This is a genomic window from Pseudomonas sp. 8(2025), assembly GCF_052665325.1.
The window spans coordinates 157,349-171,329 of the sequence record NZ_JBQOIE010000009.1; the positions used below are offsets into that span (position 1 = coordinate 157,349).

The window sequence follows — 13,981 nt, forward strand, 5'->3', positions numbered from 1 at the left end:
TCACGCTTCCCTGTGTTTGATCAGGTTGATTCCAGGGGCGAAGAACGCCGCGCCGTTGTAGTGCGCCAACGCCTGCCCCAGGTCCATCTCGACCCGCTGCAAGTGCTCCAGCCAATCCTTGCCGGCCACCAGGTAGTCGAGGCAACGAGCGATGTTGCGCTCCACCGTGGCTTCCCCTGCCGGGCACTGCACGCTCTTGCGCCCGTGATGGTAGGCATCGTCGCGGTAACCGTTACCGCAGCGGGACACGTTGATGATGTCGATGTTGCCCATTTGCGGCGAGAGCTCCAGGGTCAGGCTGACCCGCCCGACATTCACCAGCCGCGAGCGGCCAGCCCCGTTGCCCTGCGGATTGAGCAGGGCCAGCAACCGCGGGAACAAGGCGCTGATATCAGCATCGATGCACAGGAAGATCCGGGTGAACTGCCCGGCCATCGCCCCCGGCTCGGCCAGCAGGTCGAGCACCTGCACCGGCAGGCCCGGGTCGATGGCGGCGGGGTTGAGGTCCGCGACCCAGATCCGCGCACCATGACAGGCCGCCACCAGGCTCAGCATCTTGCCCACCAGGCCCATGCCCACCACCAGGATCTGCTCCCCCGCCTGCAATTGCGCACGGTCCACCGCATGCACCGCAGTGGCACCCAGGGTGGCAAGAATCGCCTGGTCCTGGGTCAGTGGCGACGGTACCTTGCACACCAGCCGCTGGGGCACCTGGATCCAGTTGGAATGGGTGGCAATCTTCCAGCCCATGGCCACCACCCGGTCCCCCGGCTGCACGCCTTCCACCTCGGGCCCCACGGCGCTAACCTCCCCGGCCGCGCAATAGCCCAGCGGCAGTTGCTCGCCAGTCTCGCGTACCTGCTGCAGGTAATGACGCTCGGTGCCCGGGCTGACCATGGAGTAGTCCACCGCCACCTGCACTTCAGTGGCCGCCAGAGCGGCCAGAGGTTCATGCACGGCGATCACGCCATCGGCGCCACAGGCGGTGAGTGTGTATCGGCTGCTGCTCATCAGGCCTCCCGTCCGGTCAGGCGATCCAGGCACTGGGCAAACCCTGGAAATGAAGTCTGGTAGCAATGCCCTTCGAGGATGGTGGCCTGCAGCCCGTGAGCCAGCAGCAGGACGTGGGCGGTCATCGACAGGCGATGGTCACCGAAAGTCGGGATCGCTCCCTGCACACTGGGCACCTGCCCGCCTTCCACCCGCACGTCGTAGCCGTCGACCTGGTAGTCCAGGCCCAGGGCATTGAGCATGCTGCGGGTGGCGGCGATCCGGTCCGATTCCTTGAAGGTCAGCTCGTAGAGGTCACTGAAGGTCGCGCTGCCGGGCAGCACGCAGCTGATGGCCAGGGCCAGCGGCACTTCGTCGATCATTGCGTGGAACTGGTGCTTGTCGCGCAAGTCGTGAGCCCTGGGCTGGCCACCCCCGCGCAGCAGCAGGCGGCCCACCGGCTCGCCATGACGAATGCTGTCCACCTCCAGGGTCAGGTTGAAACCACAGGCCAGCAGCCAGTTGAAAAAGCCCAGGCGCGTAGGGTTCAGGCACACATTGTCGAAGCTCAGGCGCTGCTGCTCCTGGTGGCGGTTGCACAGCAGGAACAACGCCGCCGGATAGGCAATGGCCGAGGGGTCGCGAGGGATGCTGATCTCCTCGGGAATCGCGCAGTCCCGTGGCTGGTAGTGGATCTGCAACTGCTCGTCCTGCAGCCGGTCGCCAAAACTGTTGATGATGCGCTGGGTGTGATCCCGGGCCACCACCGGGTACCGGATCGACATCGGCTTGCGTGCCGCCACCCCGGCAAACAGCAAGGTGCTGATGGCCTGGGCGCTGCCGATGTGGATCTGCGCCGCGCCGCCGCGGAATGCAGCCTGGTGGATACGGATCGGCAGCGCGCCCGGACGCCCCAGGTACTCCAGGTGGGCGCCCATCTGGTTCAGGGGCTCGACGATCCAGTCGAAGGGGCGGTTGCGCAGGGTTTCGTCGCCATCGACGATGCACGGCACATTGAGCCCCACCAGCATCCCGATCAGTAACCGCGCGGCCGCGCTGGAGGGCCCCAGGTCGACCCGCCGCTCGTGGGTCGCCTGGGCGAACTCACCGCTGATCTCCAGGGTCTGGGGCGTCTGCCCTGGCGTCACCTCAAGGCCCAGTTGCTGCAGGGCATCGAGCAACAGGGTCACCGCCTTGCCGCGGTTCAGGTCCCGCAGGCGCACCGGATGCCGGGCCAGGGCGGCAAACAGGATCATCCGATGGCTGATGGACTTGTCCGATGGCAGGTAGCCGTCGATGTTGGCCCAGACTTGCTGTTGGCGGCCGAGGGTGAAATCGATGGGCCGGTCCGGGTAGTCGATCATGGGCTACTCCTGTATTTGGCGGGGTTGATCAGTTCGGCGTCGTCCACCAGCGCTTCGTCCTCGAAGTGGTCGCCCACCCCGGGGCCCGCGGGCAACACCAGCGGCTGGGTTTCATAGAAGCGCCGACGGTTCTTCTTGCGTTCAAGGCCGAGGTTGAAGCCCCCAAGGTCGACTCCCCAGCTTTCCAGCCGGCCATGGGTGATGGCGCTGTCCACCAGGGCCTGGCCCATCTCGGTGCGGATCAGCGCGCGGCCGTGTTTCTGTTCTTCGGAACCGTTGAGGCTGGCTTCGAAGATGTTGGGGTCGCCGTCACACACGCTGACGTCGGCCAGCCCGCTCATCCAGTCACCGCAACTGAGGCAGCGAAAGGTCTTGTTGTCCTTGAGCTTGCCGAGGATCTCCCAGAAATCGATGCCAAAGGTCTGGCTGTCCAGCAAGGTGACTTGCAGCCGGCCGGGGTAATCGCCTTCGCGGTACTTGATATCGCGCACCTGCTGCGGGTCTTGCCCCAGCACGTCGCTGATGATGCTGTGGGTGCCGGCCGGCAGGGTGTTGGAGGAGCAGGCGGTCTCGATCACGCAGATGATTCGGCTGCGGGCCCAGTGGCCGATGGCGGTGTCCCGGCGCTGCAGCTTGCGGATCGCCTGGACGTGGCAGGCCAGCCCCACCACGGCAATGCGCGCGTCCGGCTGCTGTTCGTAGCATTCGCGCAGGGCATTGAGGTAAGGCGCCAGCTGGTAGGTGGACTGGGCATTGTTGATGATCGCCTGTGTGGCGCTGCCCAGTTGCGGCGCGCTGCGCCAACCCTGCCCCGGATGACGGCCCATGGTCAGGGTCAGGTCCACGTCAAAGTGCTCCCGGGCGGTCAGCAGCAAGGTGGTGGCGGTGCCGCCACTGGCCGAGCGCCGGACTATCTGCGGGTCTGTGGAGCGCGCACCGATGGCCTGGCGGCTGATCCCCAGCCAGCGCTCTTCGGCGCGGCGGGTACGGCCGAACAGTTCCAGTTCGGAGCGATCGGTGTCCGGCTGCAGCCCCGGGCACACCGCCAGGCACTCGGTGCAGCTTTCACAACTGTCGCCGATGCCCTCGAGCAGCGGCACCACCCGGTCCGGGTCGAAAACGATCACCTGCTGTGGGCACACCAGGGCGCAGGCGCCGCACCCGGCGCACAGATTCTGATCGAGCACCGTCAATTTCAATAACATCCCTGTCATCTTGGATAAGCCTCGTGTGCCGTTTTCCGGGTGCAGCCGGCCGCGCCCCCGCGAACCGGGGACGGGCAAGACCTGCTGTGCTGAAGTGGCCGCTGACGGTCAGATCAAAGCGGGCGTTCCATCTTGATGATCTCGATGGACACCGGGCTGTTGCCGCGGCTGAAGGTGCCCTCGCCGATCTTCTGGAAGCCGTGGTAGGCATAGAAGCCTTCGGCCGTCAGGGTCGCCTCCAGGTAGGCCGAGCTGGCACCGCTGGCCCGCAGCCGAGCCAGCGCCACCTCCAGCAGACGGCTGCCCAGGCCACGCCTGGCCACATCGCCACGGATGAACAGCTTGCTGACCTCATTGCCGTCGAGTTCGACGAACCCTTCGATCTGCTCGCCCTCGGCCAGCCACAGCGATCCCTTTTCCACGGCTTCGCGGTAGGTTTCCGGGGAGCGCCCATCGAGCCACATGCGGATCTGCTGATCGCTGTACTCAGAGGTGCACAGGCGCTCTACCGAGTTGCGGTGGGCCTCGAAAATACCGATCAGGTCGTCCGTGGTGGCCTGGCGTATCCGTACATTGCTCATTCAGCTGAACTCCACTTTCTTGGGGGCGGGGTGGTAGCGAAACTTGAAATTGATCAGGCTGCCCAGCATCACCAGGGCACTGCCGAGCATCAGGTGCAGGCTCAGGGGCGTTTCCCCCAGCCACACCGACAGGTAGCTGGCGCCGATGGGGTACAGCACGCCGACATAGCCGGCGTTCTCGGCGCCCATGCGCTTGATCAGGTCGATGAACAGCACGAACACCAGCGCCGAGCACACCACCCCCAGGTACAGCAGGATGCCCAGATCGGCCAGGGTGCCCGGCAGTTGCAAGCCATGGCCGCCCAGCAACAGGCTGACGGCGTATAGAGCGCAGGCCCAGCCGGCCGCCACCTTGTTGATGTGCAAGGTGCCGAGCTGGCAGGTCTTCTGGATGTGCTCCGAAAGCACCGATCCGATGGCCACCGCCAGGAAGGAAGTCAGCCCCAGGGCCACTCCCGCCAGCGACAGCGGCCGCCCCGGATCGCCAAGCATGAACAGCCCCAGCCCGGCGATGCTCACCAGTGCGCCGAGCAGGTTGTGCAGGGCGACCGGCACATGCAGGAACAGGCGCTTGATGCCGATGATGTAGAAAATCACAAAGGCGCTGAGGCAGGCCATCTGCGCACTGCCCAGGTAAGCGGTGGCCAGGTAGGCCAGGCCGATGCCGGCATAGAAGTACACCGCCCCCACCCCGGCCATCAGCAAGTAGGCCTTGCGGGTTACCGGCTGCTGCGGGCCGGCGAACAGCCGTTGCCACAGCCACAGCACCCCGTAGGCAATGAGGAAACGCAGCATCAGCGAAGAGCCGACGTCGCTGTGTTCCACCTGCAGCGAAATGGCGATCCAGTTGGTGGACCAGATCAGCAGGCAGCCGAGGAAAATCAGCACGGCGACCAGTGAACGGGGTTTCTTGTTGTTATCGGATAAGGCGTTCATGGAGGTTTCTCTAGCTCAAGGCAGCGGTGATCCCGGTCAGCAGCGACTCCAGGCGTTCTTCGCCGAAGGCCTGCGGGTCATAGTCGATTTTCAGCAGCAACTCGCCCGCGGCCAGGTAGCCGGTGAACTCCAGGTGATGGCTGGGGCTGCCCTGCATCAGTTGCAGGCTCAAGGGATGCACGCCGACCCGGGCCCCGGGCGGGTTCTCCACGGCGCCCAGGAAGTTGTAGCTGTAGCCGCAATCGAACAGGCCCTTGAGGCGCTCGGCCTCGGGCGTGGCGAAATAACGGTTGCCGAAGCTGTGGGCAATGCCCTGGCTGGCTTGCTGGCCGGCCTTGATTTCCCTGGCGATCTGCTCCAGGTCCAGGCTGGCAACTTGCAGCACCAGGGGGTAGATCACCGTCAGCCAGCCGAACACGCTGTTGAGCTCGGCGCCGCTCTTGTCCAGGGCCCGCCCATGGTCGAGCAAATGGACTTTCTGGAACGGGTTGTCATCGCTCTGGCTCATGGCGCGCAGGATAGCCGCCAGCAGCAACTGGCTGGTCTCGGCCACACCCCGGGCCCACTGCGGCAGGTCGCGGACCGGCCCCAGGCACAGTTCGGCTCGCCGAAAGGCCTCGCGTCGGGGAAACTCGGGGCGCTGCCCGGTCAACTGCGCGCAGCGGCCCCAGGGCAGTGCTTCCCAGAACGCTTCATGGGTCGCCGCGGCATGCTCGCGCTGGTAGCTCTGCTGCCACTCCTCGAAGGCCGTCGGCCGCGGCCAGCTTTGCATGCACTCCAGGCCCTGCCCCAGGCATTCGTCCAGCTCGGAAACCAGCAGCATCCAGGAGTAGCGATCGACCTGGAACTGGTGCCCGGCAATGATCAGGTGATGGCCAGCGGCGTCCTGTTGCTGGCTGAAGCAGAAGAGTTGCCCCTGGCTCAGGGAGATGGCTGCGCAGGTCCGCTGCACCGCTTGCTGCAGATCCGTTCCGGCAGGCTGCAGCCCCTGATCCTGAACGCCCGCCTCGATAAAGTGATGGCGGAAAATTGCCCGCAGCGCCTGGCTGACTCGCTGTGGCTCCTGGCCGGCAGCTATGTCCAGCACCAGGGCCTGATTCCAGTGATCCAGGTCGCTGATGCCGCGGCTCAGCAGGAAGCGGCGATTGGGCAGGCCCTCGACCTGCGGCCGGAAAACCCCGGGCCGGGCCTTGGCCGCCGCCGCGTGCACCGGCAATTGCCCCAGGGCCTGATCCGACAGCAACTCTTCCAGGTCCAGCACCAGGCCCTTTCTCTTCAGCGTGGCCACCACCTGCAACGCCCGCAGCGAATCGCCGCCATTGTCGATAAAGCTCTTGGCCCGGTCCGGGCTCTGCCCGCCAAGTACCTGGCCGATGGCTTGCCAGAAAGGCTCCGGTGCGGCCTGTACCGGCTCCGGCGCCGCCATGGCGCGGGCAGCCAGTTGCGCCAACGCCTGCCGGTCGATCTTGTTGTTGCGGTTCAAGGCAAAACGCTCCACCAGCAGGAAGCGCGCCGGCACCCGGTGCGCCGGCAGTGCGGCCCTGGCGGCCTGACGCAGGAGGTCTTCGCCAAGGCTGGCGTCACGGGCAATGACAAAGGCCACCAGGGCCAGGTTGTCCCCGGCCTGATGGGCGATCACACAGGCTTCCCGTACCTGGGCCAGAGCCTTGAGCTCCGACTCCACCTGGACCAGGCTGACCTTCTGCCCGTTGATCTTGACGATGGAATCCTTGCGCCCCAGCAGGCGTATGGCGCCATCGGGCTGGTGGCACGCCAGATCACCGGTGGCGTAGCACTGGCGCTGCGAGTCCAGGGGGCTGGGCTGGGTCAGCTCGACGATCAGCCCGCTGGCCGGGTCCAGGCGCCGGGCCACCAGGGAAGAATAGAGCAGCAGTTCACCCACCCCTTCGCCGTAGGGCTGCCCCGGTTCCTTGGCAATGTCCAGGGTGACGCCGTCCACCGGCCGGTCCAGGGCCCAGGTCGGGTCCTGCAGCGTCTGCCCCTGGTCGATGCGGGCGTAGAGCGCGGTGGTGCATTCGGTCGGCCCGTAGGCGTTGAACAGCTGCGAGCCTGGGGCAAAGGCGTGGTTGAAGCGCTGGATGTCCGAGGGGTGGATGATCTCGCCGCCGATCACCAGTTGCTTGGGCCGGGCATAGATGGCGCTCGCATCGCTGTAGAAGGCACGCAGATAGGGCACCGTCATATGCAACACATCGATGTCATGTTCGGCGATCAGCGCCTCGACTGCGGCGAAGTCATGCTCCCGGGGGTTGAGGCTGCACAGGGTGGCGCCAGTCTTCAGGCTGGCGAAGATGTCCATCAGGCCGGCGTCCCACCCCGCGGAAGCCAGTTGCAGCACACGCTGCCCGGGGCCGATTCCGACATAGCCGATGTAGTTGTCGATGTGCCGGCCCAGGGCCTCGATGCGCTGCACTATGGCCTTGGGCTCGCCAGTGGAGCCGCTGGTGAAGATCACGTAGTCCTGGCAACGCAACGGGTATTCCCGGCCAGGGGGCACGGGCCGGGGTTGCAGGTGCTGCAGGTCGAGCACCGGCAAGGAACGGGTCAGTTGTGAACCAGGCCGTGTCGTGCCATTGAGGACCAGGTGTACGCCCAGGTGCTGGAGCACCGGCATCAACTCGTCGAGGTTGCTCGCCGGGTCGATGAACACCACTCGCCGGGCGGCGGACAAGGCCGCGATCAACGCCGCATACATGGCCCGGCCATGGCTGGCATACAGCGCCAGCACCGGCTCCGGCAGCCCTTGCAGCTCGGCGCTGACCCCCTCGCGCAACTGGTCGAGCGCGGCAAAGCCAAGGCTGCCCTGGACATCGATGACACCCGCAACATCGGTACCCGCCATGCGGGTAAAAGCCTGCAACATGATATCCCTGCCTGGTTGTTATTAGAGGGAGCGACAAACGCCCTGCAGCGTCTGCATGAATGCCTGGATTTCCTGCTGGGAGATGCTCAGTGGCGGGGTCAGCTTGACCGTCGCCGGATTGCGCCCGCCGGTGCGCACGATCACCCCGTGCTCCAGCAGCCGGTTGCGCAGCGCCAGTACATCAGCGCCCTGGCCCTGGCCCTCGAAATCGAAGGCGAGCATCATGCCGCGGCCGCGCACATTGACCACTCGCGCGTCCTGGCCCCCCAGGCCTTCCAGGGCCTGGCGTAGGTACGCGCCGTTGCTCGCCGCCCACTGCCAGGGTTGTTCCTGGTGGTAGATATCCAGCACCTTGGAAGCCACGGCACAGGCCAGCGGCATCAGGGTGAAGGTGGAGGAATGCTCGGCATAGCCCAGGCAGTCCACCAGTTCCGGGCGGCCTACCACCGCGGAAATCGGCAAGCCATTGCCCAGGGCCTTGCCCAGCACCAACAGGTCCGGCAGCAGTTGCGGGTTGCTGAAAAACGGCGTCCCGGTGCGGCCAAAACCGGTGTAGATCTCATCGAAGATGGTGATCACGCCGAAGGTCCTGCCCAGTTCGACAATCGCTTCGAGCAACGCCAGAGGCACCGGATACATGCCCTCCGCTGCCTGGATCGGCTCGATGATCAGCGCCGCGGGCAAGCAATTGGCCTGCTGCGCCTGGCGCAGATCCTCGGCCAGTTGCTCACGCCACAAGGCGGCCAGGGCCGGGTCCTGGTCGGCGTCATAGTCCAGGGCCAGGGCGGTCAGTTGCAGGCTGTCGCCACCGGCCAGGTGCTTGCGAAAACCGCGGTTGGAGGTCACCGACAGGGCGCCCTGGGTCTTGCCATGGAAGGAATTGTGGAAATACACCACGCCCTGGCGTCCGGTAGCCGCGCGGGCGATTTTCAGCGCCACCTCGATTGCCTCGGCACCGGTGACCGCGCCAAACACCGAAGCCTGCGCGTAGGGCACCAGCCCCTCCAGCTTGGCGACCACTTCATGGCGCTGCGGGTTGTCGATGTTCCAACCGGTATGGATCAGCAGTTCGGATTGACGCTTGAGGACTTCGACCAGGTCATCGCGCTGATAACCCAGGTTGGCGGCACCGCTGCCACCGGACATGTCGAGGAAGGATTTGCCCTGCTCATCGTAGAGAAAGCACCCCTTGCCACGAATGACGGAAGGGCTGGAGGGGGCACTGCGCCTAACGGATATTGCAACTGCTTCTGTGAACATCCTGTCACCTTGAGTAAGCCGGGCTTGTGACTCACGCACAGACTCAGGGACAGATTCGTACAGGCAGGGCAAAGCCCTGCTGACTGCGAAGTTACCGACCCTGGTATGTGTTCTCCTTGCCAGGGACGCAACCCCTGTCGGCAATGGCGGCAAGATTTACGCGGGAGGCATTTGCGCTGTCAACGAGCCCCGCACTTATTCTGAATTTAAAGCGATAACCCCTGAAAAAAAGGGGGAATTCAGATAAAGCCCCTGAATTTATCAAGGTTTTTAGAGATGAGTCCGGCTACCGGCAAAAGGCCAGCCTCTGCAGAAGAGTTGATATTCAAGCAGTGAGAAGAAGGCAAGCTGAGCAGCTGAGTGGCGGGGTCACGGTTTTTTGCAAGGCAAAAAAAAACCCGGAAATCCTCACTTTCGTGGGCCTTCCGGATTTTCTAAACCGCCAAATATGGTGGGTCGTGTGGGATTCGAACCTACGACCAATTGGTTAAAAGCCAACTGCTCTACCAACTGAGCTAACGACCCGCTGTGTGGTGGCGCGTATAATACTGATTTCTAACGGGAATTCAACACCCTATATGAAAAAAATCAAAAATAAGGTGTTGGATCACTGATTCCGGCCGCCTTGAAGCCTTCAGCACGCAAACGGCAGCTGTCACATTTGCCGCACGCGTGGCCGCTATCGTCTGCCTGATAGCAGGAAACCGTCAGCCCGTAATCAACCCCCAGGCGAACACCGGCCTGGATGATCTCGGCCTTGCTGAGGTTCTGCAGCGGCGCCTGGATACGAAAGCCCTGCCCTTCGACACCGGCCTTGGTCGCCAGGTTGGCCATGCGCTCGAAGGCCTCGACGAACTCGGGACGGCAATCCGGATAACCGGAATAATCCACCGCATTGACACCGATGAAGATATCCCGCGCGTGCAGGACTTCCGCCCAGCCCAGGGCCAGGGACAGGAAGACGGTGTTGCGTGCGGGCACGTAGGTGACAGGAATGCCCTCCCCCGGCGCCTCTGGCACCTCGATGGTGCTATCAGTCAGTGCCGAGCCGCCAATACCGTTGAGGTTCAGGCCGATCACCTTGTGCTCCACCACACCGAGGTCCCGGGCCACGCGCTCGGCGGCGTGCAACTCGGCCCGATGGCGCTGGCCGTAATCGAAGCTCATGGTGTAGCAGCGGTAGCCTTCGGCGCGAGCCATGGCCACCACGGTGGCAGAGTCCAGGCCACCGGACAGCAGGATCACGGCACGCTTTTCACTCGAAGATGGGTTCTGTGCTTGTTCAGTCATGTCAGCGCCCCGGCTCGTCATTCCACAGGTATTTATGCAACTGCAGTTGCAGACGTACTGGCAGGTTGTCGGCGACGATCCAGTCCGCCAGGTCTCGTGCATTCAAGTCATGGTGGCTGGGCGAAAACAGCACTTCGCCGGCGCGTCGCTCAAGACCGTACTGGATCAGCTTGGACACCGCCCAGTCATAGTCCTCGCGGGAGCAGATGACAAACTTGACCTGGTCGTTGGCAGTCAGCAACTCGATATTCTCGTAGCGGTTGCGGTGCGCTTCCTTGGAGCCGGGAGTCTTGAGATCAAGGATCCGACTGACGCGCGGGTCCACCGCAGAGATATCCAGGGCACCGCTGGTTTCCAGCGAGACCTCGTAGCCGGCATCGCACAAGTGCTGGAGCAAGGGAATGGCATTGGGCTGGGCCAGAGGCTCGCCACCAGTGACGCAGACGTAGCGAGGGCGGAAACCGGCAACCTGCTCCAGCAGGCTATCGAGGGTCCGCTGGCTACCGCCGCTGAACGCGTAGGCACTGTCGCAGTATTGGCAACGCAACGGGCAACCGGTCAGGCGCACAAAAACCGTGGGCAGCCCGGCAGTCCGAGTTTCCCCCTGCAACGAGTAGAAAACTTCGGTGATTCTCAATGTGTCTTGCATAGTCGCCACGGGCGTAACAGCTAAACAGGCTGTCCGCCTCCGTCAGGCACTTCAAGGAACCCCGCCATCGCGCAGATCCCAGGAAGCGTGTTTCAGAAAAAGGGCATGGATTCTAACGAAAAAACCCGCGACAAGCGCGGGTTTCTTGTAACGGAGGCCAACGCACTTACATGCGCTGCAGGTCCCGTTGGGCCAACTGAGCGGCGGAAGTGCCCGGATACTGGGCCACCACCTGCTGCAGGATGCCCTTGACCCGGTCGGTGTGACCGAGACGACGCTCTACGTCAGCCAGCTTGTACAGCGAATCCGGCACCTTGGCGTGCTTGGGATACAGCTGGGAAACCTTGGCAAATGCCTGGCCCGCGCCTTGCAGGTCGCCTTTGGCCAGGTTCACTTCACCCAACCAGTACTGGGCATTGCCGGCGTACTGGCTGTTGGGGTACTTGCGCAGGAATGCCGAGAAGGCCTGGCTGGCCTTGTCGAAATCCTTGGCCTTGATCAGGTCGAAGGCAGCATCGTAGTAGAGCTTTTCCTTGGCCGGATCACCGGGTTCGCTACTGGCGGCTGGCGCCTGAGCAGCGGCACCGGCAGCGCTGTTATCGCCACCGGCAGAAGAATTCTCAGGAGTTGCGGCAGGTGCGACACCGCTTCCTATGCGTCGATCAAGATCCTGGTAACGCTCCAGGCTTTCTTGCTTCATCCGCGCTACATCATTTTGCAGAACTTCGATCACACCCTGTTGGCGTGCAATCTGTTCCTGCATTTGCTGCAGTTGCTGGAACAGCTCGCCCTGTGCCGAGACAGGGGTCGAAACCCCTCCCCCGGCATAGGCGCCGTTCGTGCCATAACCCGCTGGCGGATAACTGCTCCCGCTATTGTTATAGCCGGAGTTGTTATCGACCACAGGAACCGCAGACCACGCCGCGAGCGGCGTGAGACTGAGAGCCAAAATAGTTACAGCACGACGGCACGTTCGCATGACGAATTACTTACGCAGTTCGACGCGACGGTTTTGAGCCCAGGACTGCTCGTCGTGGCCAGTAGCAACTGGACGCTCTTTACCGTAGGAAACCAGCTCCAGCTGTGCAGGGGAAACGCCCTGCAGAACCAGGTAGCGCTGAACGGCTTTAGCACGACGCTCGCCCAGAGCCATGTTGTACTCACGAGTACCACGTTCGTCGGTGTTGCCTTCCAGAACAACGCGAGCGCCGTTTGCTTTCAGGTCTTTGGCGTGAACGTCCAGAGCGCGCATGGCTTCTGGCTTCAGGTCCGAGCTGTCGTATTCGAAGTAGAAGGTGGTGATTGCGCGCAGAGCAGCTTCTTCGCTCAGGGAGCCATCAACAGCACCGGTGTTAGCGCCGTAACCAGCGTTTGGATCAACAGCGCCTTCACCGGCATTGTCGCCGCCTTTGGAGGAGCAACCTACAGCCACAGCCATGGCCAGAGCCAGCGCAGCAAACTTACCAAACTTCAACATTTCCATCGTGAAACTCCTAATGAACCCCAGTGTGTTAAGTGAAACATTGTAGCGCCGCGTCAGTTCAGGTAAGGGGACCAGGACGGTTCTCTGACTTCGCCTTGAGCGGTAGGAAGCGGGAGCCTCACACGTCCATTAATGGACACGAGCATCAAGACTCCCCGGCCCTGCTGGCGGGTGGCGTAGATTACCATGGTGCCGTTGGGCGCAACAGTAGCTGACTCATCAAGGTTAGTGTCTGTAAGGATTTTTACGCTACCGCGCTGCAAATCCTGAGCCGCTACCCGGAAGTTGGTGAAACCATCCTGGCGGTGAATCATTACCAGGGTCTTTTCGTCAGCAGAAAGTTTCGGGTTGGCGTTGTAGTTACCAATAAAGGTCACACGCTCGGCGCCACCGCCATTGATATTGCTTTTATAGACTTGCGGCTTGCCGCCACGGTCGGAGGTGAAATAGATGGTGGAACCATCCTTGCCCCAGAACGGTTCGGTGTTGATGCCCGGGCCACTGGTGACGCGGCTGATCTGCCGGGACGCCATGTTCATCACATAGATATCCGGGTTGCCGTCCTTGGACAGCACGAACGCCAGGCGGGTGCCATCTGGCGACCAGGCTGGAGCGCCGTTCAGGCCTTCGAAGTTGGTGATCTGCTCACGACGCCCGGTATCGATGTGCTGGACGAAGATGCGCGGGCGCTTCTGCTCGAACGACACGTACGCAATGCGCTTGCCATCCGGAGCAAAGCGCGGCGATAGGATCGGCTCGCGAGACTGCAACAGGGTTACCGCCCGAGCACCGTCGTAGTCCGAACGCTGCAGGGTGTAACGGGTGTTGTTCACCGAGAAACGCTCAGCCGTCACATACAGCAGGCGCGTAGAGAACGCCCCCTTGATGCCGGTGAGTTTTTCAAAGGACTGGTCGGAAATGTAGTGCGACATGTCCCGCAGTTGATCAACGCTGCCCGACACGCTGCCGGTCAGCACTTGCTGCTCGGTCGCGACGTTGAACAGCGCGTACTGCACCTGCAGGCGACCGCCGGCTGGAACAATGCTGCCGACCATCACGTACTGGGCGCCCAGGGCTTTCCAGTCGCGGAAAATGACTTCGCTGGCCTGGGTCGGCAAGCTGATCATGTTCTGCTTTGGAATCGGTGCGTAGTAACCCGAGTTGCGCAGGTCATCACCGATGATCTGTGCCATGTCGTCCGGCAGCACGCTGCCGCCCTGCCAGCCAAACGGCACTACCGCAATCGGTGTCGCCCGATCACTGCCACTGGTGACCAGAATGTTTTTTTCATCCGCTGCCGCTATCCCTGCCATACAGCAAATAACGACAAGCATTCCTC

The 13,981-nt window shown here is 63.1% G+C and carries 12 protein-coding genes and 1 tRNA gene; all 13 read right to left on the reverse strand.

What is annotated here, in order from left to right:
* Complete coding sequence (locus ACUXVH_RS18485; protein WP_065365367.1) at window positions 1-1,011, reverse strand: zinc-dependent alcohol dehydrogenase; 1,011 nt, start codon at window positions 1,009-1,011, stop codon at window positions 1-3.
* A complete protein-coding gene (locus tag ACUXVH_RS18490) occupies window positions 1,011-2,354 on the reverse strand; it encodes a 3-phosphoshikimate 1-carboxyvinyltransferase (protein ID WP_015636761.1) in 1,344 nt (447 codons plus the stop codon). Before ACUXVH_RS18490 ends, ACUXVH_RS18485 begins: the two co-directional genes overlap by 1 nt.
* On the reverse strand, window positions 2,351-3,559 hold the full coding sequence (locus ACUXVH_RS18495; protein WP_255313442.1) for a Coenzyme F420 hydrogenase/dehydrogenase, beta subunit C-terminal domain: 1,209 nt from the start codon (window positions 3,557-3,559) through the stop codon (window positions 2,351-2,353). Before ACUXVH_RS18495 ends, ACUXVH_RS18490 begins: the two co-directional genes overlap by 4 nt.
* Window positions 3,560-3,672: 113 nt before the next feature.
* Window positions 3,673-4,140, reverse strand: a complete 468-nt coding sequence (locus ACUXVH_RS18500; protein ID WP_019094547.1) for a GNAT family N-acetyltransferase — start codon at window positions 4,138-4,140, stop codon at window positions 3,673-3,675.
* Window positions 4,141-5,076: a DMT family transporter gene (locus ACUXVH_RS18505; protein WP_093407432.1), complete on the reverse strand. Its 936-nt coding sequence runs from the start codon at window positions 5,074-5,076 to the stop codon at window positions 4,141-4,143.
* Between the two features lie 10 nt (window positions 5,077-5,086).
* Window positions 5,087-7,960: an AMP-binding protein gene (locus ACUXVH_RS18510; RefSeq protein WP_065365364.1), complete on the reverse strand. Its 2,874-nt coding sequence runs from the start codon at window positions 7,958-7,960 to the stop codon at window positions 5,087-5,089.
* Between the two features lie 21 nt (window positions 7,961-7,981).
* Window positions 7,982-9,220 (reverse strand): aspartate aminotransferase family protein, encoded by a 1,239-nt coding sequence (locus ACUXVH_RS18515; RefSeq protein ID WP_065365363.1) that lies wholly within the window; start codon window positions 9,218-9,220, stop codon window positions 7,982-7,984.
* Window positions 9,221-9,669: 449 nt separating this feature from the next.
* Window positions 9,670-9,745: transfer RNA gene (locus ACUXVH_RS18520), tRNA-Lys, on the reverse strand.
* Window positions 9,746-9,808: 63 nt separating this feature from the next.
* Entirely contained in the window at window positions 9,809-10,510 is a 702-nt protein-coding gene (queC, locus tag ACUXVH_RS18525) for a 7-cyano-7-deazaguanine synthase QueC (protein ID WP_011063010.1), read from the reverse strand.
* 1 nt (window position 10,511) lies between these two features.
* On the reverse strand, window positions 10,512-11,159 hold the full coding sequence (gene queE / locus ACUXVH_RS18530) for a 7-carboxy-7-deazaguanine synthase QueE (RefSeq protein WP_011063011.1): 648 nt from the start codon (window positions 11,157-11,159) through the stop codon (window positions 10,512-10,514).
* A gap of 166 nt (window positions 11,160-11,325) precedes the next feature.
* The gene (gene ybgF, locus ACUXVH_RS18535) at window positions 11,326-12,138 is read right to left on the reverse strand and encodes a tol-pal system protein YbgF (protein ID WP_011063012.1); all 813 of its coding nucleotides are present in this window, start codon (window positions 12,136-12,138) and stop codon (window positions 11,326-11,328) included.
* 6 nt (window positions 12,139-12,144) lie between these two features.
* The gene (pal, locus tag ACUXVH_RS18540; RefSeq protein ID WP_003227510.1) at window positions 12,145-12,642 is read right to left on the reverse strand and encodes a peptidoglycan-associated lipoprotein Pal; all 498 of its coding nucleotides are present in this window, start codon (window positions 12,640-12,642) and stop codon (window positions 12,145-12,147) included.
* Between the two features lie 53 nt (window positions 12,643-12,695).
* On the reverse strand, window positions 12,696-13,976 hold the full coding sequence (tolB, locus tag ACUXVH_RS18545; RefSeq protein WP_015636767.1) for a Tol-Pal system beta propeller repeat protein TolB: 1,281 nt from the start codon (window positions 13,974-13,976) through the stop codon (window positions 12,696-12,698).
* Between the last annotated feature and the right edge of the window lie 5 nt (window positions 13,977-13,981).